The sequence below is a fragment of the Vreelandella sp. L-25 genome, assembly GCF_056857535.1.
Genome location: NZ_JBSXNH010000015.1, coordinates 1 through 20,143, shown reverse-complemented (window position 1 = coordinate 20,143; position 20,143 = coordinate 1). Strand labels below are relative to the sequence as shown.

The following is a 20,143-nucleotide window of genomic DNA, read 5'->3' as shown; positions in this document are numbered from 1 at the left end:
ACCACTCGTCTACCGAAGGCGGCAGCAGGTAATCGGTCTGGCGATCCACAGGGATGAAGCGGCTCATGGCGATCTTCTCAGCTCGGCGATGACGGTGGTCAGTATCTCACGGTGCAACGGAAAGTCCGACAGGCTGCTAGGCCGCTGCCCTCCGCTCCGGTCGCTCCACAGGCTAACCCCGCCAGCCCGGCGGTTTGTATATTCCTGGCCGCGTTGATGTCGCGGTCAATGGGATAGCCGCAGCTTTCGCAGTGCCAGTGACGTTGCGACAGCGGCAGTTTCTCAACCTTGTAGCCACAGCCATGACACCGCTTGCTGCTGGGGAACCACTGGCTCACTTTCACCAGTTGGCGCCCCGCCCAGGCGGCCTTGTATTCCAGTTGCCGGACGAACTCACCCCACCCGGCATCGCTAATGGATTTAGAAAGCCGTCTATTCTTGATCATACCAATGATATTAAGTGACTCGACGCACAGGACTTGGTTTTCGTTAATGAGTGCGCGGGTCGCTTTGTGGGTAGCGTCACGGCGACAGTCGGCGATCTTGGCATGTAGCCGTGCCACTTTCCAACGGTGTTTGTTGCGGTTGTTTGAACCTGTCTGTTTTTTCGCCAACCGGCGCTGCAAGCAGGCCAGCTTCGCCTCGTAGCGTTTCAGGTGACGCGGATTGCCCGATTTTGCGCCGTCACTGGTAATGAACAAATCGCTCAAGCCGAGGTCAATGCCGACCGTTTTGCGCGTGACCGGAAGCGCTTTTGGCACGAAATCACACAGACAACTGATGAAGTAGCGTCCAGCACGATCGCGTGAAATCGTGATGGTAGAGGGTGCAGAGGGTAGTGACCGGCTCCATCGGATGGGTAACCGCGTCTTCGCTTTTGCGATAGTGATCTCACCATCCCGATAGCGGAACGCGGCCTTGGTCAGCCGGATCGACTGCCGGCAATCCTTGCGCTTGAAACGTGGGTAACGCGCCTTGAGCTTTGGGTTGAAGAAGTTGTCGAAGGCGGCTTTTTGGTCGCGGAGCGTTTGCTGCAGGATCACGCTGGAAACATCCCGCAACCACGGAAACTCCGCCTTTAAGCCCACCAGTCGCTTTTCCGCCGATGAGTGCGAGACCGATTCACCGCGCTGCTGATACGCCTCGGTGCGATAGGCCAGGGTATTATTCCAGACAAAACGGGCACACCCGAACGACTGCGCCAGCAGCTCAGCCTGTTCGGAAGTGGGGTAGAACCGTTCTTTGTAGGCGCGCTTTGTCATGCTGTATAAATATCAGGGCAATGAGGCGAAGTCAATCTGGCACCGCTACGCGGTGCGCGCTTGTATCACCGCCCGACTGGGAGATGCTTTACGCGCTGTTTGGTAATATCAGAAGCAGGAAAAGGGGCGCTGCTCAGCTCTGCCTGATCACTCGCTTGGGTGCTGGCAGGCAGCCCAATACCAAGAGCGACCGCAAAGGAAGTGCGTAGCAGTATCCTACGGCAAATAGTCAACAGTACCTGCAAAGCGTTCACCCCCTCTCCTGCCTCATACTACTTAGCCTTGCTGGCAACATACCTTGAATTTTCGCCCACTGCCACAAGGGCAAGGCTCATTCCGGCGTGGTTTTAAACGCATGACACTAGGCGTACCGTCGATATACCACCAGCGCCCCTCTTCCCGTACAAAACGCGAGACTTCCTCTAGCACATGCCAGCCACCCGACTCACGAAAAGTGGCGCGAAAATGCACGGAGCCTTGGTCATTTTGCACGGTTGGCGCGGCCACAATATCGAGCGCGACCCACTGGGTATCAGAATCGAGTGGTAGCTGCTGAGGGCGGGTCGAGGAATGCCAGGTGGCAAGTAGGTAGTCACGCTGATTCAACGCGAAAGCAGTGTATCGTGATCGCATCAGCGCTTCGGGAGTTGGTGGCAGCGTGACCCCTTGATAATAGGGCTGGCAGCAGGTTGCCAGCGGAGTATTGCTACCGCAGGGGCAACTTTTAGGCAATGAGTGAGTCATAGGAGTGGCTCTGGCTTGTGCAAGGAGCAAACGATGTAGATGTTTTGTTTCGGTATTAGCCCTGAGTTAGGTATAGTAACAGAGCAAGATCCCTAGACAGACGGAGTACGACAACACGATCAATCATTCTTTCCAAACGCAGTGGAGGTTCTCCTATGAAGGTTTACAAACCGGAATGGCAGTGCACGTTTAGCGTAAACGAAGGCGCGGAAGAATCAGCAAACTGGAAAGAGCGAATCGCGTGGCGGCTTAGAGGGTTTGCCGACCGGCTAGAAGGCGGTGGCCGCACGATAAAAATCGACTACAACGTCTCACCACAGGTGAGCCGTGACGAAGTAGATACCTGCTTGGGGAAAGGGTTTGAAGTCACGCAACGGCTGCTTACCCAGCTTGCCCATCAACAGGCGTGCGAAGATGTGATGCGCCATGCGAAAGCAGAGCTTTACGAAGAGCAGCATCAGCACTAACAGCCAGACCGTAAGCGTCTCAAGAAAACACCCGCCCGATCACACTGGCGGGTGTTTTTTATTGGGTGCAAATAAACGCGTTAGCCTGAATATGGCGTTTCCAGAGCGCTGCCTAAGCGCTGCATAAACGCACTACATTCATCGAGCTGCGCCGTTTCAATATACTCATCCGGCTGGTGGGCCTGGGCAATACTGCCCGGCCCTAAAATGATGGTTTGCAGCCCCTGCCCCTGGAACTGTCCGGCCTCCGTCGCATAGGCCACCGCGTGCTGGCAGCAGCCGCTGGGCAGGTGATCCTGCGCTAACCGCAGCACCTGCTGATTGTCTCGGTCGGCCAGCCCCGGTACCGTCACGTTCAGCGGTTCAGTAATAATTTCCACGGTTTTGCCCTGAGCACTTAACGCCTCACTGAGCATTGCGCAGTAGTCGCTAAAGCGCCCGTACACCTCTTCAAAGGTTTCTGTGGGTAGGTGGCGAATTTCCCACTCGAACTGGCACTCCCGAGCCATGATATTAATGGCCGTGCCGCCTTTGATTTTACCCACATGCAGACTGGTATGGGGCACGTTAAAGGCATGATCCACCCGACCCTCTTCCACTAGCACTGCCATAGTATCTTCAATAAAGGTGACTAGCCTTGCCGCCACATGAATGGCGGACGTACCTTGATTCACTTGGCTGCTGTGCGCTTCACGGCCAATCACTGTGGTACGCAGGTTGGTCGCACCTTTTTGCGCCACCACCGGCTGCATGCTGGTGGGCTCGCCGACAATCACGTGGGCCGTGGTGGAGTAGTGCTCATAAAAGCGCTTAATCAGGCTGGGGGCGCCCACGCAACCGATCTCTTCGTCATAAGAGAAGCCGAAGTAGATCGGCTGCTTCAGCGGTGCCTTCGCCCAGGTGGGCACCATGGCGAGCGCGCAGGCAATAAAGCCCTTCATATCGCAAGTGCCGCGGCCATACAAACGGCCATCACCGCCATCGCGCAGGGTGAACGGGTCGCTACTCCACGGCTGCCCTACGACGGGCACCACATCCGTATGCCCGGAAAGCATCACCCCGCCGGGCGCATCAGGGCCGATGCGCGCAATCAGGTTGGCTTTGGTACCGCAGGGGCTCATCACACGCTCAGCGGTCACGCCGTAATCGGCTAAATAGCGCTCAACAAACTCAATCAGCGCCAGGTTCGACTCGCTAGAGGTGGTATCAAACGCCACCAGTTGGGTCAGCAGCGCAGTTACGTTCGTCATGTTTATCTCGTTGGTTAGGCTTTTTAGCCACCCTAGCACCCCGCATTCCCTTTGCCTACTGAGCGCTACCAGCGTCTCGCCGAATGTTGTCCGTCACGACAAGTTCACCGTGCATTCATGAAATCGTCATCTACACTTTCTACTGTTCAGTGCACCCAAAAACCTTAATAAACGTACTGCGCACGACCTACAAGGAGCCGTTATGTCTCGTTTCACGTTGCACGCGCTTGCCCTCGGTGTGGCGACCGCCACGTTAAGTGTTTCCGCCAATGCCGCTACCGAAGTGACCTGGTGGCACGCGATGGGCGGTCAACTCGGTGAAATTCTGGAAGGCATGACCGAGGAGTTCAACGCCTCTCAAGACGAGTACCGCGTGACGCCCAGCTACCGCGGCAACTACACCGAAACCATGACCGGCGCCATTGCAGCGTTCCGCGCAGGCGAGCAGCCGCACATCCTGCAGGTGTTTGAAGTCGGCACCGGCACCATGATGAACGCCGAAGGGGCGATTTATCCGGTGTATGAGCTGATGGAAGCTCATGGCCGTGCGTTTGATCGCGAAGCCTTCCTGCCCGCCGTGGTGGGCTACTACACCGATACCAACGGCAATATGCTGTCGTTCCCGTTTAACTCCTCCACGCCCATCATGTACTACAACCGTGATGCGTTTGAGGAAGCTGACCTAGACCCAGAACAGCCGCCGCAAACCTGGGAAGAGCTCGCAGAGTACGCCACTCAAATTACCGAGTCTGGTGCTGCTAACTGCGGCTTTACCACCTCTTGGCCGAGCTGGGTGATGCTGGAGAACTTCTCCGCTATGCACAACTCGCCGTTGGGTACGCTGGAAAACGGCTTTGGCGGCATGGAAACCGAGCTGAACTTCAACAACGAGCTGGTCGCCCGCCACTGGGACAACCTGAAAACCTGGCAAGACGCTGGCGCGTTCAAATGGGGCGGCCCGGGTTCTGGCCCGGATGCCGAACCCATGTTCTACTCCCAGGAGTGCGCGATCTTCTTTGGCTCCTCTGCTTCCCGTGCCGACGTCGCTGCCAATGCCGACTTCGAAGTGGGCTTTGGCATGCAGCCCTACTACGACGACGTAGAAGGTGCGCCGCAAAACTCCATCATTGGCGGGGCTACCTTGTGGGCTTTGCAAGGCCACACCGATGAGGAGTACGCCGCCGTAGCAGCGTTTTTCGAGTATCTCTCCCAGCCGGAAGTTCAGGCCGAGTGGCACCAGCAGACCGGCTACCTGCCGATCACGCAAGCCGCTTGGGATCTGAGCCAAGAGCAGGGTTACTACGATGAGAACCCCGGTGCGGATATTTCGCTCAAGCAGATGACGCTGAACGAGCCCACCGAGAACTCCAAAGGCCTGCGCTTTGGCAACTTCGTCCAGATCCGCGACATCATCTCTGAAGAGATGGAAGCTGTGATGACCGGCAACAAGTCGGGCCAAGAAGCGGCCGATGCGGCAGTAGAGCGCGGCAACCAACTACTGCGCGACTTTGAATCCGCGAATCAGTAAGTAAGCACCTGCTTCGCCGCCTGCCCTTGGCAGGCGGCGAGCCTGTTTTTAAGTGCCCCACTTATTGGTTCCGTTTATAGACGCAGGATACGTTGCCTATGCAAACCAAACGCATGACCTTCCCAGGGCGTTTTTTGCCCTACGCCCTGCTGGCTCCTCAGGTCATTGTCACGCTGATTTTCTTTATCTGGCCGGCCGGACAAGCGCTCTATCAGTCGCTACTTCGTGAAGATGCTTTTGGGCTACGCACGACCTTCGTGGGGCTGGAGAATTTTTCCCGCCTGTTTCGTGACGGCAACTATCTCAACTCGCTCTCGGTGACGGCCATTTTTGCCATTGGCACCACGCTGCTGTCCATGGCGGCGGCGCTGCTGCTGGCCTGCACGGTGAATCGCATGATTCGCTTGCGCAGCACCTACACCACACTACTGGTATGGCCCTATGCCATTGCCCCCGCCATTGCCGGGGTACTGTGGTGGTTCATCTTCAATCCCTCCATCGGCATCGTGCCTTATATGCTGGATATGGTGGGCTATCAGTGGAACCACCGAACCTCAGGGGCGGACGCCATGCTGCTGGTGATTTTTGCCGCCGCCTGGAAACAGATCTCCTATAACTTTCTGTTCTTCCTGGCCGGGCTGCAGTCGATCCCCCAATCGCTTATCGAAGCCGCCGCCATTGATGGTGCCAGCCCCATGAAGCGCTTCTGGACCATTGTGTTTCCCCTACTGTCTCCCACCACCTTCTTCCTGATGGTAGTGAACGTGGTGTACGCGATGTTCGATACCTTCGGGATTATTCACGCCACTACCCAGGGCGGCCCCGCCCAGGCCACCAACACACTAGTGTACAAGGTGTACGCCGATGGTTTCGTGGGCCTGAACCTGGGGTCATCTGCCGCGCAGTCGGTGATTTTGATGGTGATTGTGGTCGCACTCACGGTGGTGCAGTTCCGCTTTATTGAGCGCCGGGTGAACTACTAGCCGCAGGCTGACTGTTGGAGTCTTGTCATGGTTGAAAATCGTCCCTGGGCGAACTTTTTTGCCCACTTAACGCTGATGCTCGGCGTCGCGGTGGTGGTGTTTCCCGTCTACGTAGCGCTGGTGGCCTCGACCCAAGCGCCGGGCGACCTGCTACGCGGCACGCTACCAATGTTGCCAGGTGCCCACGGCATCGAAAACTTTACCCGTATGTGGCAATCCGGCGTCTCAAACGCGGGCGCGCCGCCGGCCGGCACCATGCTATGGAACAGCTTCATCATGGCCATGGCGATTACCGTGGGTAAGCTGTCGATCTCGCTGCTTTCCGCGTTTGCGATTGTCTACTTCCGCTTCCGCTTTCGGATGTTCTTCTTCTGGCTGATTTTCATCACGCTGATGCTACCCGTCGAAGTCCGCATTATTCCGACATTTCAGGTCGTTGCAGATCTCAATATGCTAAACAGCTTCGCGGGGCTTTCGATACCGCTGATTGCTTCCGCCACCGCGACGTTTCTGTTTCGGCAGTTTTTCATGACCATCCCCGAGGAGATGTTGGAAGCGGCCCGGGTGGATGGCGCAGGCCCACTGAAATTCTTCAAAGACATTTTGATGCCGCTCTCCATCACCAATATCGCCGCACTGTTCGTGATCATGTTTATTTACGGCTGGAACCAGTATCTGTGGCCGCTGCTGATCACCACCGACCCGGACTACTACACCATTGTGATGGGCATTCAGCGCATGACCTCTGAAGAGAACCCCCAGTGGCACCTTATTATGGCCGCCGTGGTGATGGCGGCTCTGCCACCGGTATTAGTGATTCTGTTTATGCAACGCCTGTTTGTGAAAGGCCTGACCGAGACGGAGAAATAACCATGGCCAGCATTACCTTGGAAGGGCTGAAAAAAACCTACGCGGGCAACGTGGCAGCGGTCAAAGGCGTCGATTTACATATCCAAGATGGCGAGTTTGTGGTGCTGGTGGGGCCTTCTGGCTGCGGTAAATCCACGCTGCTGCGCATGGTGGCAGGCCTGGAGAGCATCACTGAAGGCACGTTAAAGATCGGCGAGCGAGTGGTGAACCAACTTGAGCCCGCCGAGCGGGATATCGCCATGGTGTTCCAAAACTACGCCCTCTACCCGCATATGACGGTGTACAACAACCTGGCATATGGCCTGAAGAATCGCGGCTTCAAGAAAGACGACATCGACCAGCGGGTGCGCACGGCGGCCAAGATGCTGGAGATTGAGGACTTTTTGGAGCGCAAACCGCGCAAGCTATCCGGCGGCCAGCGCCAGCGGGTGGCGATGGGCCGTGCGTTAGTGCGCGAGCCCGCCGCGTTTCTGTTTGACGAACCGCTCTCTAACCTGGATGCCAAGCTGCGCGTGCAGATGCGCGTTGAGATCAAGCAGCTTCAGCGGCGGTTAAAAACCACCAGCCTCTATGTGACCCACGACCAGCTCGAGGCGATGACGCTGGGGGATAGGCTCGTGGTGCTCAATGCTGGTCAGATCGAGCAGGTGGGCACCCCGATGGAGATCTACTCCCGTCCGGCCACTATGTTTGTGGCGGAATTTATTGGCTCACCGGCTATGAACATGCTGCCGCTGGATTACCTTGCGCAGCAGGATACCCAGGGCGTGCTGAGCCAGTTGCCGAAAGAGACTGATACCGTCGGCATCCGCCCAGACGATATGCAGCTCGCCCCGCCGGCCGCGCCCTATATAACGTTGAACGCTACCTTGATGCTGTTTGAAGCCGCCGGGGCAGAGAGCCATCTCTACCTAAACTTGGCAGGCAGCGACCAACCTACGGTGGTGCGTACCGCAGGCCAGCCGCCGGTCAGCGAAGGTGAAACGCTGCAGGTGTACGTGACCAGCGATGCGCTTCACCCGTTTAATAGCGCCACTGGCAAACGTACCGCACACTAGCCCCTGCGCCTTAGGCGGGTAACAACGCTACTCGTCTAGGGCGCGGCCGGTACCGCTATGCCCTAATCCTATTCGCATGGCCGATACCGGCATGGTTACCTGGGTATTCAAAAAAGAGACGAGCACAAGCACCGCAACGACGTCTCTTGGTATATTGCCAAACGGCCTGGCACCCGCCAGAAGCGAGATGCCAGGCGACAGAAAGTCGAAAAAATCAAAGCCAGTATCCGTGCCAAGGTGGAGCACCCCTTTCGGTACATCAAACACGTTTTGGGTTATGGCAAGGCTCGCTATCGTGGACTGGCCAAAAACACTCAGCGCCTCACTTACTGCATGATGGCTGTCTGTCATCGCTTGTTCACTTGCCTGTCTTGGCAGTGTCATTGTGCCCGCGCAACATAATGAGAAACGTGATAAAGGGACGAATCGCTCATGCGGCTCTGTATCGTTAGCGAAACATGGTCTCCAGAAATTAACGGCGTTGCGCATACTCTCAACCGGATATGTCGTGAGCTGCAGCGGCTGGGCGTCACAATGGATGTGATTCGCCCTAAGCCTAAGGCACCCGGCAGTGCCACCTATGCCACCCAAGAACTACAGGTTAACCACCTGGCGCTGCCCGGCTATCGTGATGTTCAGGTGGGATTTGCTCGCCCGTCCACGTTGCAGCGGTTTTGGCAACAGCACCGGCCAGATGTGATTTATTTAGCCACCCAAGGCCCGCTCGGCTGGGCAGCTCGCCAGGCAGCGCAACAGTTGAGCATTCCGCTGGTGGCAGGTTGGCACACCAACTTCGATCATTACTGCCATGATTACGGCGCCTCTTGGCTCTCTGCCGCGACTCGCCGCTATTTGCGCTACTTTCACAATGGCTGCGCACTGACACTAGTGCCCACTCATCAGCAAGCCACAGCTTTACGCCAACAGGGTATCCATGAAGTACAGGTGCTCGCTCGGGGGATTGATGGGGAAAAATTCTCTCCAGCTCACCGTAGTGCAGAGCTGCGTAAGCAGTGGGGAGTTAGCGAGCACCAGCCGGTCGCCCTCTATGTCGGGCGACTCGCACCAGAGAAGAATCTGGCCCTGCTACAAGAAACGCTGCAAGCCATGCGCAATGTGCGCCCCGATATGGCACAGGTGATCGTTGGTGATGGCCCAGGGCGTGCACAGTTAGAGAAGGCACTCCCTGACGCACATTTCACCGGATTTGTGGATAAACATGAGCTAGCTTGCCACTACGCCAGTGCTGATATGTTTGTATTTCCTTCGCTGTCGGAAACGTGGGGCAACGTAGTAACGGAGGCAATGGCAAGCGGCTTGGCGGTAGTTGCTTATCGTCATGCAGCCAGCGCGGAGCTGATCCAAAACGGCCATAACGGGGTGACCGTAGCGCCTAACGACGCCCACGGCTTTCAAGAAGCGGCCGTGGCACTGTGCCAACACCCCGCCGATTACGCACGAATAGGAAGAGTTGCCCGTTTACGCGCGCTAGAACAAAGCTGGTCGGGCATTGCTGAGCAGTTTCTGCGCTACCTACACCATGCCCAGGAGGCCCACCATGCGAGCTCGCCCGCTTGTCGTATTCGATCGTCTTGACCTGTGGGAGTGGCGGTTTTGCCAACGGGTCACGCATCTCTCGCTCTACCGCCCCTGGCGGCTAACGCTGAAAACAGCCAGTAAGTTAGGCGACTGGCCGGTGTGGGTACTGCTGATTGCTGCCCAGCCCTGGCTTCAACCTGATGGCACGTGGCGGATGATGCAGTACTCGCTGATCGCCCTGGTAGCTGTCACGGTTTATAAGCTGGTCAAAACCAAGCTGTGCCGAGAGCGCCCCTTTATCACTTACCTGGGAGGCGTACACTGCGGTGAACCCGCTCGAGATCGCTACAGTTTCCCCAGTGGCCACACCATGCACGCCGTCATGTTCAGCGTATTAGTGGCCGCCCACACCCCCTGGCTGCTGCCGATTGTTCTTCCACTCAGCCTACTCATTGCAATTTCTCGAGTGGGGCTAGGGCTGCATTATGTCAGCGATGTACTGGTTGGTGGCGTGATGGGCTATGGCTTTGCACTGCTGAGCCTTTATTGGATGGGGTAAGAGTCTCTACATGCCAACATGCAAAAGCCACCCAAAAAAAAGGTGGCTTTTTATTTATTATTCAATTACTTACATATCAGGCGGCATGTCGTCGCGATCCTCTGTAGCCGTCATAAATGATGTTTTAAACATCATGTACAGGCCCACCCCCGAAAACCCTAGAAACAGCACGAACATGCAGAACATCAATACCATCACCATAGCGCTTGTCCCTGTCAGTGTGCGGCCGATGCGTTGACGTCTTATAACCGCTGATTTTGGTTTACCCGAAAGGATAGACCAAAATACTTTGCATATCTGTACAGGAACTATGCAACACCCCTAAGGCGAGAAAAAACGTTATATAAATCAATGTATTAATGATTGAAAAATAAACGCAAAAAAACCACCTCACAGTTGCGAGATGGCTGTTTTGCATCGCTGCCACTCCTTGGCTTCGATGATCAGCACGGCCTTATGCTGATAAGAGTGAGCAGGCTAAGAGTCCATTCACGTCCGTGATGCTTACTGGGCCTCCTGCCCTCCTCTATTGCCTATTAGCCTGCTCACGCTTTGATGGGTTGGAACTTGGTTGCCAACAGTGAAATTGGTTAAATCATCAATGGTGACACTATAAGTATTAACACTTATAACACTTATAACACTGCAGGCATTGGGCCAATCATACCAATAAATAAAAAATATCTTTAATATCAATAAATTAAACAAAAAAATAAAAGCCCAGCCTAACCGAAATTGACAGAAAACTCAGGGATGACATGGATAATATTGACACATGCGACAAATGCGCACGGTTCACATCTATGCTAAGGAGAGATAAGCAGCGTTGGTAAAACGTTCCACCTCATGGCTACTTACCGGTGGCAACCCGCACCAACAGCGCTTATGTTACTCATCACACCATGACGCCCCAGCGGGGCATTATTTAGTAGAGAGGAAAGACCCAATGAAACGCACCATTGCGCTTGGCATACTCTTACTGGCCACACTACTCACCATTAGCGGCTGTAACACAGTTCGCGGTATGGGCCAGGATATTGAGCAGGGTGGTGAAGCCATTCAGCGTTCGGCGGATTAAACCATGATGATGACCGTCTACCTTTCACATGGCTTGGAGAGTGGCCCAGGGGCACTGAAAATGCAGGCGCTCAAGGGTATTGCTGAACAGCTTGATGACTGTGAGCCGGTCGTCATGGATTACCGGGGCATGGACGAGCCAGCCGAGCGATTGAAACACCTTACCGCTACTCTGCTGGCTCGTGGTGATGACCCCGCCCGCTGTGTATTAGCAGGCTCAAGCTTAGGCGGCTGGCTCAGCGCTGCCGCCAGTACGCAAACACCGGTGTTGGGCTGTTTTTTACTCGCCCCCGCGCTTGGCCTGCCTGAGTACCCAGAGACCTCACCGACGATTCAAGCCCAGCATACGCATATCATTCATGGCTGGCGCGATGATGTGGTACCCCCAGGCCCAGTGATTGAGCGTGCCCGCCTACAGCGCTTGTCACTGCGAATGATTGATGACGATCATCGCCTGCATAGTAGCCTGGACACTATCCTGGACGACTTTACACGCTTCTTAGCCCAGTGTGCGGACGCCCGCCCACCGGTTTAGCCTCAGCAACGCACCGGAAAACGAAAAACGCGTACAGCAGTCGACATAAGCACCCAAAACCTATGCAAATAATATACACCAAAAGGATAGTGCACATGTTTGGACTATTTAAGCGCGACCCAAAAAAGAAGCTTCAACAAGCGTACGAACGCAAGCTGCAAGCGGCGATGGAAGCTTCCCGCAACGGCGATATGCGCGCCAACGCCACACTGACAGAAGAGATTCTTGCCGACATCAACCGCCTTAAGGCTCAAGAGGGCTAACGCGGTGCGCATCAGTTTGGGTTTGGCTGCGCTGCTCACAGGCACCTTAACCACGCACGCCTACGGAAGCTGCCGCCATGGTGTGGGGCATCAGCTAGAAGGGCTGGGGATTCAACACACTTTCAGCCTGCTGCCCTGGGAACAGGCTGAGTGCGACCTCCCCGAGCCAACACTGGCTGATGCCGTGTTTGTACTCCCTGCCCCCATTTCCGCCGAGCCGATGCCCTAGGCGTCATCCGCCAACGCAGGCAGCAGCGTTTTTAGTTTACGGGTAAGCGTATTACGCCCCCAGCCCAGCAGCTCAGCGGCCTCGCCTTTGCGACCACCGGTATGCTTGAGTGCAGTTTCAATCATAATGCGCTCGAAATCGGGTACCGCCTCTTCCAGCAGGTGCGTATGGCCTTCTGCCAAAGCATGATCAGCCCAATCGCGAAATGCTGAACGCCAATCACCGTGGACGCTACTTTCCGACGCACCGACCGTGCGTAGCTCTGGCGGCAGGTCTTCTACCAGGATTTCCCGGCCAGAGGCCATGACCGTTAACCAACGGCAGATATTTTCCAGCTGACGCACGTTGCCGGGCCACGGCAGCCGGGTTAAGTGCGCCTCTGCCTCAGGGGTCAGCACTTTGATATCGGTGGAAAGCTCTTTCGCCGCTTCGGCCAAAAAATGCCGGGTTAGCCGGGGAATATCTTCGCGGCGCTCAGCAAGGCGCGGTAGATGAACGCGAATCACGTTCAGGCGATGGAACAAGTCTTCACGAAAACGCCCATCATCTACCAACGACTCTAGGTTCTGGTGGGTTGCCGCGATAATCCGCACATCAACTTTTACCGGGGTATGCCCGCCCACGCGGTAAAACTCGCCGTCGGCCAGCACGCGCAGCAGGCGGGTTTGCGTCTCAGCGGGCATATCGCCGATTTCATCCAGAAACAGCGTGCCACCGTTGGCCTGCTCGAAGCGCCCTTGGCGCTGGGCAGCCGCCCCGGTAAACGCGCCTTTCTCATGGCCAAACAGTTCGGACTCTATTAAGTCACGAGGAATTGCCGCCATATTCAAAGCAATAAACGGCTTGCCCGCCCTCGGGCTGTGCTGATGCAGCGCCTGGGCGACACGCTCTTTACCGGTGCCCGACTCACCGTTAATCAGTACCGTAATGTGCGAGTGGGAGAGCCGCCCAATGGCGCGAAAGACTTCCTGCATGGCGGGCGCTTCACCGATGATCTCGGCGCTTAGGCCTTCCGGCACGCTCACCGGCCGCTGGCGTTCACGGGCGTGGGCTACCGCACGGCGTACCAGCGCCAGCGCCTCATCCACATCAAACGGCTTGGGCAAGTACTCAAACGCCCCCCCCTGATAAGAGGCCACGGCGCTGTCTAAATCGGAGTGAGCGGTCATGACAATGACCGGCAGGTCCGGGTGGGCTTCGCGAACCCGTGACATTAAATCCAGCCCATCAATCCCCGGCATGCGAATATCGGTCACCAACACATCCGGTGGGCTTTCCAGCAGCCGTGCCAGCGCTGTGTCGGCACGCTCAATACACTCAACCTCTAGGTCTGGCTGCGCCAGTGCGCGCTCCAGCACCCAACGGATAGCGCGGTCATCATCGACAATAACCACCCGTGCAACATCGGTACGTGTCGCCTCAGTCATGACGCTTCTCCGGTGCAATTAATAACTAATGGAATCAGTAAACGAAATTCGGTATGTCCAGGTCGTGAGTCGCATTCGATCAATCCCTGATGTTGATACAAAATTGACTGAGCAATGGATAGCCCCAAACCGCTGCCTTCCGCGCGGCCAGACACCATCGGGTAAAAGAGGGTTTCGCGTAGGCTTTCAGGAATGCCAGGGCCGTTATCAATCACGCCGACTTCGCTCACTAGCCGGTGCCGCTCGGCGCCTAAAGTGAACTGGCGCCGGGCACGGGTGCGCAGAATCAGCTCCGGTGAGGGGGTCTCTGCATCGCTCATGGCCTGCACCGCGTTACGCGCCACGTTCAATACCGCCTGAATCATTTGCGACTCATCACCGGAAAGATCCGGCAGGCTGGGGTCGTAATCGCGGTTGACGGTGACATGGGGATGCTCGGCAATCAGCAGCGCTCGCACTCGCTCCAGCACTTTATGGATATTGACCGGCTCATGCTTAATGATGCGGTTCGGGCCCAGCATGGAATCAACCAAATCTCGTAAGCGGTCTACTTCTTCGACGATGATATGGGTAAATTCCCGCAGCGCCGGGTCGTCTAAATCACGCTCCAGCAGTTGCGCCGCACCGCGAATGCCGCCTAATGGGTTTTTCACCTCGTGGGCCAAGCCCCGCGCCAGCACCTTAATGGTCTCTTGGCGGGTGGTGAGCGCCTCTTCGCGGGAAATCTGCATCAAGCGGTCTCGCGGCTCGACTTCCAGCAGCAGCTCATCGGCTGAGAGGGGCGTTACCGTATAGTCCACCGTGAGTGGCTCACTATTGAGCGGCGTGATACGCGCTTCCCGCTGGGTATAGGGGTGAAAGGCATCCCGCGCTTTGGCCAATACCTCATCAATACTTTCCCCACCGCCTAGCAAGGTATCTAGACTAATACCCTGCACACGGCTAAAGCTCACCGCTAGCAGCGCTTCCGCCGCTGGGTTCATCCAGCGGACACGGAGTTCACCGTCGAGCAGTAGCACTGCGGTGGTGAGATGTTCTAATAAGCGCTGATACATGGCGTGTCCTGAAACGTCGCTCTAATAATAGTGTGATGAACAATAGCGTGATGGGATCGTTGAGAGAGGAACTGCAAAAAGCGCGCCAATTAAGCACAAACGGCGGCATGCACGGCTGATGGGCAGCCGGTGTGGGCACAGCGAGCCGTTATAGCGCACTGCCGAACAAATTCAGATACTCCTATGCACCATTGTAGTGCATTGCACTATTCAGCAATAAAAATAGTCACCGGATCGGTGCGGTGTTGAATACGCCCTTGGCTATCCAACAGTTCGGCCTGCAGCTGGTGTTGGCCCGCTGGCAAGCCCGCCAGCCAGAACGCATCGCTATGCAGGGCAGATTGGCTTAGTTCGCCATTCACGAGCAGTTGAATTTGGTGGTCGTCGCGTAGCGGCGGCGAAACCGCCACTTCAACCGGCGTCATATTATTTCGCAACGAGGCCCCCGCCGCTGGGTTAGCAATCGCAAAGCGGTCATAGGGCATAAACGGTTGGCCAGGATTCCCCTTGGCGCGGGGAGACAGAGAAGCAGGCCGAGCAGCGGTAGGCACGCTCTGCAGCGGGGCCAGCGTGATCGCTTTACCACCACGCTCTGGGTTGTCAGTAAACGTCACGTTGCCCTGCGCATCCACCACACGATACACCGTTTGAGCCTGCGCAGCGCTTACCCACAAGCCCAGCAGTAGCGCAGCCCCTGTGGACAAACCACTTTTTTGACGCAAACGCCATCTACTGATCATTACTTTCTCACCCTTATGTTGCTCCAACAAAGAACCCCGCCGAGGCGGGGTTTTTCAGGCTAATCACACCGCAAGGGTGATGTTAGCACTCTTGTTAAAACGGTGTTTAGCAACCGTTCTTAGCAAGAGTAGTACATGTCGAACTCGATCGGGTGAGTGGTCATGCGAATGCGCTCCACTTCTTCCATCTTCAGCTCGATGTAAGCATCGATCATTTCATCAGTAAATACGCCGCCTTCGGTCAGGAACGCACGGTCAGCATCGAGTGCTTCCAGTGCTTGGTCCAGGCTGTTGGCAACGGTCGGTACGGACTTGCCTTCTTCCGGCGGCAGGTCGTACAGGTTCTTGTCCATGGCATCGCCAGGGTGGATCTTGTTCTTGATACCGTCGATACCCGCCATCAGCATCGCTGCAAACGCCAGGTAGGGGTTAGCAGTCGGATCAGGGAAGCGAGTCTCTACACGCTTGCCTTTCGGGCTAGCGGTGTAAGGAATACGGATAGAAGCAGAACGGTTACGGGCACTGTAGGCCAGCATGACCGGTGCTTCGAAGCCCGGAACCAGACGCTTGTACGAGTTGGTAGAAGCGTTGGTGAAGGCGTTCAGGGCACGAGCGTGCTTGATGATACCGCCGATGTAGTACAGCGCCATTTCAGACAGGCCCGCGTACTCGTCGCCAGCAAACTGGTTCTGACCATCTTTCCAGAACGACTGGTGTACGTGCATACCAGAACCGTTGTCGCCTACCAGCGGTTTCGGCATGAAGGTAGCGGTTTTGCCGTAAGCGTGCGCCACGTTGTGGATCACGTACTTCATTTCCTGAACTTCGTCAGCTTTCTTCACCAGCGTGTTGAATTTAACGCCGATTTCGTTCTGACCCGCGTTGGCAACTTCGTGGTGGTGAACTTCCACGGTCTGGCCAATCGCTTCCAGGGTGTTACACATCGCGCCACGGATATCGTGGAAGCTATCGACCGGAGGAACCGGGAAGTAGCCGCCTTTCACGCGCGGACGGTGACCCAGGTTGCCGCCTTCTACTTTGTTGTCAGTTGCCCAAGCGCCTTCATCAGACGTGATTTTGTACATAGAGCCCTGGATATCGGACTTCCAGTGCACTTCGTCAAAGATGAAGAATTCCGGCTCTGGGCCGAAGAAGGCGGTGTCGCCCAGACCGGTAGACTGCAGGTAAGCTTCTGCACGCTTAGCGATAGAGCGCGGGTCGCGATCATAGCCCTGCATGGTAGCAGGCTCGATGATGTCGCAACGCAGGATCAGGGTAGCGTCTTCGGTGAAGGGGTCCAGGAAGCCGGTGCCGTCTTCCGGACGCAGGATCATGTCGGATTCATTAATGCCTTTCCAGCCTTCAATAGAAGAGCCGTCAAACATTTGGCCGTTTTCAAAAAACTCTTCATTCACGTCGCGTGCCGGTACGGTGACGTGCTGCTCTTTACCGCGCGTGTCGGTGAAACGCAGGTCTACCCACTTAACATCATGTTCTTCGATTAGCGCGAGAGTCTTGGCTGACATAGTGTCCTCCGGTATGAGCGTGGCTTAAAGCTTGTAACTGTAAGCTATCGATAAAAGTGTTATTCAACAAACCGTTCAACACGCAGCTGCATGTGGCGCGTTTGTCTTTTTTGTTCGCTTAACGTTTGCCTGACGATGGACAACAAAACGCCCAGCGATCATTTCAGACCGGCTATCGTTGTAGCATGCCGAGAGGCTTCTGCATACGATCTAATAGCTGGTGACAAAACCATCTACAATGTACAAGCACAGAGCATGCCAACTCTGCACCATTATGGCATCAAAAATTTATAATGCTTTGTTTTTAAAATACAAAAACCTATGGAGAGATGCCTCTTCATGTAGCAAAGGCCTTTTGGTTGCGCACAAAAGCGCCTTTATTTTTTATTGGCGCACCATAAAAGCTCATAAAAAGGTATCAGTGCACCAGGTTGGTTCAAAAAACCCAGCGCCTAGCGAGCTACCGTCAGAAAACTTTATCTCGATACGCAAATAAACCAACATCTACAACAAATTACTTTCAGACATGCTTCATAACAAAGGGAGCCGCTTACATGAGTGCGGTTTGCTTTATCGTTGACGCAACAGTGACAGGAGCCTTGCTACCGCGACACCTACGTTCCATCCGAGAGTCGGGCCTTGCAGAGCATGTGGTGCCAATTATTGTGACATGCAATCAGATAGATGAGCGGCTATCGCCCATTGAGCAGCGCTACCATGTGCACTGCTTAATCACGCCCTCGCAAACGCTAAGCGCACGGATCAACCGGGCAGCCTATGTGAGCCAAGCGGAATGGGTGATGATTGCGCTGGATAAACAGCCCCTGGCAGCACAGCTGTGGTACCTACTCTACCCACAGCTACACACCCTAGCGCTAGACGCGCTCTTGATTAGATTGGCCGAGTTCTGCCAACGCACACTACACTTAACGAGCCTTCTTATTTTATTCACCCATAGTAAGGACGCTCACCATGCACAAGCACATTGAATGGGACGAGCCCGGCAGCGCCAGCGTAGCAGCCCTCTTCAAGGACGACCCCGAACACACGCCCCCCTACCCAGGTGCCGTGCTTTCCGCCCGTTACCAAGGCCGCATTGTGCGGGTCAAAGTAGAAGCCTACCGCGAAGAAGATGCCGTGAGCATTGGCAGCGTGGCCGCCATTCTCGACCAACGCGGCCACCGCTTTCAGTCACACCAAAATCTCAACGTGGGCGATATGGTGCGACTCCCCGACGACAAACGCGCCATCGAACGCTGGGAAGAGGATGAGGAGAAGGAGTAGTTGCGGAATTTCTGATGCGCGGCCACGCACCCAACGGTGCGCGACACAATGAAGAGAAAAGCCCATTCACTCTTGGATATTTCAATTTCTGAGCTGCCTGGGCGGCAGCGAACAGTAATTTGGCAGACTGGGCGCGTGTGTTCCTTTTCTGAGCTGCCTGGGCGGCAGCGAACCCACAACCAAGCGCCTGTTAGCGGGTGAGCTGTTTCTGAGCTGCCTGGGCGGCAGCGAACATGGGCGATGCAGCTACGCAGCTTACTGCCATTTTCTGAGCTGCCTGGGCGGCAGCGAACTCTCAGCTAGGGGATAAGGCGCGCCTCGCCACTTTCTGAGCTGCCTGGGCGGCAGCGAACGGTCAGCACTTGTGGTTAGTGAGCGCGTGTCGTTTCTGAGCTGCCTGGGCGGCAGCGAACACGACTTTCGGTTAATGCGTGAGCGCGATGGCTTTCTGAGCTGCCTGGGCGGCAGCGAACACCGTCATTCGTAACACCAAGCTGGTGTTGCATTTCTGAGCTGCCTGGGCGGCAGCTAACGTGCTTCACGATGAAACGGCAGGGGGTGCGTATTTCTGAGCTGCCTGGGCGGCAGCTAACTAAGTCGTCAGGCGGCAAAGAAAAGCGCTTCTTTTCTGAGCTGCCTGGGCGGCAGCTAACTAGTACGTTCTTAGACGGCCACTTGATGCCAATTTCTGAGCTGCCTGGGCGGCAGCTAACGGCATTAAGGTTGGTAACGCCAGTCGTAAGCTTTTCTGAGCTGCCTGGGCGGCAGCTAACTCACCGGCCATCATGATGATGGTGGCGATACTTTTCTGAGCTGCCTGGGCGGCAGCTAACTTTTCATGCGGGTGGTGCCGCCACAGGTGATATTTCTGAGCTGCCTGGGCGGCAGCTAACTTTATCGCCGCCGTCGATGGCCTAGGCGAGTTTTTCTGAGCTGCCTGGGCGGCAGCTAACAACATGAGCCAGTCAGAAGCTCCTGCGCTCCTTTTCTGAGCTGCCTGGGCGGCAGCTAACCCGATCCGTTGCGGATGGTCACGCCGCTACCATTTCTGAGCTGCCTGGGCGGCAGCTAACGGTGTCCACCTGGGTGATTCAGCCCGCTGGATTTTCTGAGCTGCCTGGGCGGCAGCTAACCACCTGAACCCTAATGCGTCACCGGACGGGCTTTTCTGAGCTGCCTGGGCGGCAGCTAACCCGTCAGAGAACCCCTATCCCGGTGGGCATGTTTTCTGAGCTGCCTGGGCGGCAGCTAACATTTCATTACCCGGATCGTATCGCGGAACAATTTTCTGAGCTGCCTGGGCGGCAGCTAACCCGCGCACGGCCCGGCGCTGGCTGGGCGGTGATTTCTGAGCTGCCTGGGCGGCAGCTAACCTGTTCGAGATTCGCGTGCTGGATCATATCGTTTTCTGAGCTGCCTGGGCGGCAGCTAACGGCTACAAGTCCATAGATTCCTGGCGCAACCTTTTCTGAGCTGCCTGGGCGGCAGCTAACGCCCGCAAGCACGCGCACGGCTTCGCCCTGGTTTTCTGAGCTGCCTGGGCGGCAGCTAACAAAGAAGCCTTCCACTCCACGCACTTGAAGCTTTTCTGAGCTGCCGAGTTATTGGTCGGGTAGACCGGACGATTGCTCGTTCCGGCCCCCCACAGATCCGAGCGTGCGCGATTGACGCACTCGGCTCCTCAACCGTCAGGTTCACACGAAGGACGCTCGGTGCACGATTCTCGCTCGCGGTAACGGGAGTGTCA

20 protein-coding genes, 1 pseudogene and 1 CRISPR repeat array are annotated in these 20,143 nt (G+C 56.0%); of the genes and pseudogenes, 14 read left to right on the top strand and 7 right to left on the bottom strand.

The window, feature by feature from the left end; all coding sequences use genetic code 11:
- Positions 1–98: 98 nt before the first annotated feature.
- Complete coding sequence (locus AC13CN_RS00665) at positions 99–1,262, bottom strand: RNA-guided endonuclease InsQ/TnpB family protein (protein ID WP_483052947.1); 1,164 nt, start codon at positions 1,260–1,262, stop codon at positions 99–101.
- A gap of 276 nt (positions 1,263–1,538) precedes the next feature.
- Positions 1,539–2,006, bottom strand: coding sequence for a YchJ family protein (locus AC13CN_RS00660; RefSeq protein WP_044628789.1), 468 nt, complete (start codon positions 2,004–2,006; stop codon positions 1,539–1,541).
- Positions 2,007–2,161: 155 nt separating this feature from the next.
- Between AC13CN_RS00660 and AC13CN_RS00655 the strand changes: the two genes are divergently transcribed.
- Positions 2,162–2,473, top strand: coding sequence for a hypothetical protein (locus AC13CN_RS00655; RefSeq protein WP_062361848.1), 312 nt, complete (start codon positions 2,162–2,164; stop codon positions 2,471–2,473).
- Positions 2,474–2,553: 80 nt separating this feature from the next.
- On the opposite strand, the gene argE is transcribed toward AC13CN_RS00655, so the two are convergent.
- Complete coding sequence (argE, locus tag AC13CN_RS00650; RefSeq protein ID WP_062361852.1) at positions 2,554–3,723, bottom strand: acetylornithine deacetylase; 1,170 nt, start codon at positions 3,721–3,723, stop codon at positions 2,554–2,556.
- Between the two features lie 202 nt (positions 3,724–3,925).
- Between argE and ugpB the strand changes: the two genes are divergently transcribed.
- The 11 genes and pseudogenes from ugpB to AC13CN_RS00595 all read left to right on the top strand — a co-directional run bounded on the left by ugpB (position 3,926) and on the right by AC13CN_RS00595 (position 12,364).
- The gene (gene ugpB / locus AC13CN_RS00645) at positions 3,926–5,251 is read left to right on the top strand and encodes a sn-glycerol-3-phosphate ABC transporter substrate-binding protein UgpB (protein WP_062361856.1); all 1,326 of its coding nucleotides are present in this window, start codon (positions 3,926–3,928) and stop codon (positions 5,249–5,251) included.
- Positions 5,252–5,349: 98 nt separating this feature from the next.
- Positions 5,350–6,234, top strand: coding sequence for a sn-glycerol-3-phosphate ABC transporter permease UgpA (ugpA, locus tag AC13CN_RS00640; protein WP_137092820.1), 885 nt, complete (start codon positions 5,350–5,352; stop codon positions 6,232–6,234).
- A 27-nt stretch (positions 6,235–6,261) separates the two neighbouring features.
- Complete coding sequence (gene ugpE / locus AC13CN_RS00635) at positions 6,262–7,104, top strand: sn-glycerol-3-phosphate ABC transporter permease UgpE (RefSeq protein ID WP_054641590.1); 843 nt, start codon at positions 6,262–6,264, stop codon at positions 7,102–7,104.
- 2 nt (positions 7,105–7,106) lie between these two features.
- Entirely contained in the window at positions 7,107–8,162 is a 1,056-nt protein-coding gene (locus tag AC13CN_RS00630; protein WP_253557307.1) for a sn-glycerol-3-phosphate import ATP-binding protein UgpC, read from the top strand.
- Positions 8,163–8,255: 93 nt separating this feature from the next.
- Positions 8,256–8,486, top strand: a pseudogene (locus AC13CN_RS00625) (transposase); the annotation flags it as partial.
- Between the two features lie 108 nt (positions 8,487–8,594).
- Complete coding sequence (locus AC13CN_RS00620; protein ID WP_288101531.1) at positions 8,595–9,758, top strand: glycosyltransferase family 4 protein; 1,164 nt, start codon at positions 8,595–8,597, stop codon at positions 9,756–9,758.
- Positions 9,721–10,260 (top strand): phosphatase PAP2 family protein, encoded by a 540-nt coding sequence (locus AC13CN_RS00615; RefSeq protein ID WP_058578628.1) that lies wholly within the window; start codon positions 9,721–9,723, stop codon positions 10,258–10,260. The genes AC13CN_RS00620 and AC13CN_RS00615 overlap by 38 nt, the downstream gene beginning before the upstream one ends.
- 946 nt (positions 10,261–11,206) lie before the next feature.
- Entirely contained in the window at positions 11,207–11,338 is a 132-nt protein-coding gene (locus AC13CN_RS00610) for an entericidin A/B family lipoprotein (RefSeq protein WP_044628799.1), read from the top strand.
- 6 nt (positions 11,339–11,344) lie between these two features.
- Positions 11,345–11,872, top strand: a complete 528-nt coding sequence (locus tag AC13CN_RS00605) for an alpha/beta fold hydrolase (RefSeq protein ID WP_054645276.1) — start codon at positions 11,345–11,347, stop codon at positions 11,870–11,872.
- A 95-nt stretch (positions 11,873–11,967) separates the two neighbouring features.
- Positions 11,968–12,135 carry a DUF6435 family protein gene (locus tag AC13CN_RS00600; protein ID WP_139794523.1) on the top strand — a complete coding sequence of 56 codons (168 nt, stop codon included), beginning with the start codon at positions 11,968–11,970 and terminating at the stop codon, positions 12,133–12,135.
- Between the two features lie 4 nt (positions 12,136–12,139).
- Positions 12,140–12,364: a hypothetical protein gene (locus AC13CN_RS00595; protein ID WP_062361864.1), complete on the top strand. Its 225-nt coding sequence runs from the start codon at positions 12,140–12,142 to the stop codon at positions 12,362–12,364.
- Here AC13CN_RS00595 and ntrC read toward each other — a convergent pair.
- The 4 genes from ntrC to glnA all read right to left on the bottom strand — a co-directional run bounded on the left by ntrC (position 12,361) and on the right by glnA (position 17,112).
- Entirely contained in the window at positions 12,361–13,791 is a 1,431-nt protein-coding gene (gene ntrC / locus AC13CN_RS00590; protein ID WP_054641592.1) for a nitrogen regulation protein NR(I), read from the bottom strand. The genes AC13CN_RS00595 and ntrC overlap by 4 nt on opposite strands.
- Positions 13,788–14,846: a nitrogen regulation protein NR(II) gene (glnL, locus tag AC13CN_RS00585; protein ID WP_288101533.1), complete on the bottom strand. Its 1,059-nt coding sequence runs from the start codon at positions 14,844–14,846 to the stop codon at positions 13,788–13,790. Before glnL ends, ntrC begins: the two co-directional genes overlap by 4 nt.
- Before the next feature lie 206 nt (positions 14,847–15,052).
- On the bottom strand, positions 15,053–15,586 hold the full coding sequence (locus tag AC13CN_RS00580) for a DUF4124 domain-containing protein (protein ID WP_062361871.1): 534 nt from the start codon (positions 15,584–15,586) through the stop codon (positions 15,053–15,055).
- A 119-nt stretch (positions 15,587–15,705) separates the two neighbouring features.
- A complete protein-coding gene (gene glnA, locus AC13CN_RS00575; protein WP_044628803.1) occupies positions 15,706–17,112 on the bottom strand; it encodes a glutamate--ammonia ligase in 1,407 nt (468 codons plus the stop codon).
- Between the two features lie 554 nt (positions 17,113–17,666).
- Here glnA and AC13CN_RS00570 point away from each other — a divergent pair.
- Together AC13CN_RS00570 and AC13CN_RS00565 are read left to right on the top strand one after the other, a co-directional pair.
- Positions 17,667–18,101, top strand: a complete 435-nt coding sequence (locus tag AC13CN_RS00570) for a hypothetical protein (RefSeq protein WP_273423295.1) — start codon at positions 17,667–17,669, stop codon at positions 18,099–18,101.
- Positions 18,085–18,396, top strand: a complete 312-nt coding sequence (locus AC13CN_RS00565) for a hypothetical protein (protein ID WP_253557304.1) — start codon at positions 18,085–18,087, stop codon at positions 18,394–18,396. Before AC13CN_RS00570 ends, AC13CN_RS00565 begins: the two co-directional genes overlap by 17 nt.
- Positions 18,397–18,481: 85 nt before the next feature.
- Positions 18,482–19,949: a CRISPR direct-repeat array (repeat unit 28 nt; unit sequence TTTCTGAGCTGCCTGGGCGGCAGCTAAC).
- Between the last annotated feature and the right edge of the window lie 194 nt (positions 19,950–20,143).

Excerpts from the sequence above, each read along its gene's own strand:
- AC13CN_RS00605 (WP_054645276.1), top strand. The coding sequence starts at position 11,345 with ATGATGACCGTCTACCTTTCACATGGCTTGGAGAGTGGCCCAGGGGCA.
- AC13CN_RS00570 (WP_273423295.1), top strand. The coding sequence starts at position 17,667 with ATGAGTGCGGTTTGCTTTATCGTTGACGCAACAGTGACAGGAGCCTTG.
- AC13CN_RS00660 (WP_044628789.1), bottom strand. The coding sequence starts at position 2,006 with ATGACTCACTCATTGCCTAAAAGTTGCCCCTGCGGTAGCAATACTCCG.
- argE (WP_062361852.1), bottom strand. The coding sequence starts at position 3,723 with ATGACGAACGTAACTGCGCTGCTGACCCAACTGGTGGCGTTTGATACC.
- AC13CN_RS00665 (WP_483052947.1), bottom strand. The coding sequence starts at position 1,262 with ATGACAAAGCGCGCCTACAAAGAACGGTTCTACCCCACTTCCGAACAG.
- AC13CN_RS00565 (WP_253557304.1), top strand. The coding sequence starts at position 18,085 with ATGCACAAGCACATTGAATGGGACGAGCCCGGCAGCGCCAGCGTAGCA.
- AC13CN_RS00610 (WP_044628799.1), top strand. The coding sequence starts at position 11,207 with ATGAAACGCACCATTGCGCTTGGCATACTCTTACTGGCCACACTACTC.
- AC13CN_RS00615 (WP_058578628.1), top strand. The coding sequence starts at position 9,721 with ATGCGAGCTCGCCCGCTTGTCGTATTCGATCGTCTTGACCTGTGGGAG.
- AC13CN_RS00655 (WP_062361848.1), top strand. The coding sequence starts at position 2,162 with ATGAAGGTTTACAAACCGGAATGGCAGTGCACGTTTAGCGTAAACGAA.
- ugpE (WP_054641590.1), top strand. The coding sequence starts at position 6,262 with ATGGTTGAAAATCGTCCCTGGGCGAACTTTTTTGCCCACTTAACGCTG.
- AC13CN_RS00630 (WP_253557307.1), top strand. The coding sequence starts at position 7,107 with ATGGCCAGCATTACCTTGGAAGGGCTGAAAAAAACCTACGCGGGCAAC.
- ntrC (WP_054641592.1), bottom strand. The coding sequence starts at position 13,791 with ATGACTGAGGCGACACGTACCGATGTTGCACGGGTGGTTATTGTCGAT.
- AC13CN_RS00620 (WP_288101531.1), top strand. The coding sequence starts at position 8,595 with ATGCGGCTCTGTATCGTTAGCGAAACATGGTCTCCAGAAATTAACGGC.
- glnL (WP_288101533.1), bottom strand. The coding sequence starts at position 14,846 with ATGTATCAGCGCTTATTAGAACATCTCACCACCGCAGTGCTACTGCTC.
- AC13CN_RS00580 (WP_062361871.1), bottom strand. The coding sequence starts at position 15,586 with ATGATCAGTAGATGGCGTTTGCGTCAAAAAAGTGGTTTGTCCACAGGG.
- AC13CN_RS00600 (WP_139794523.1), top strand. The coding sequence starts at position 11,968 with ATGTTTGGACTATTTAAGCGCGACCCAAAAAAGAAGCTTCAACAAGCG.
- ugpA (WP_137092820.1), top strand. The coding sequence starts at position 5,350 with ATGCAAACCAAACGCATGACCTTCCCAGGGCGTTTTTTGCCCTACGCC.
- glnA (WP_044628803.1), bottom strand. The coding sequence starts at position 17,112 with ATGTCAGCCAAGACTCTCGCGCTAATCGAAGAACATGATGTTAAGTGG.
- ugpB (WP_062361856.1), top strand. The coding sequence starts at position 3,926 with ATGTCTCGTTTCACGTTGCACGCGCTTGCCCTCGGTGTGGCGACCGCC.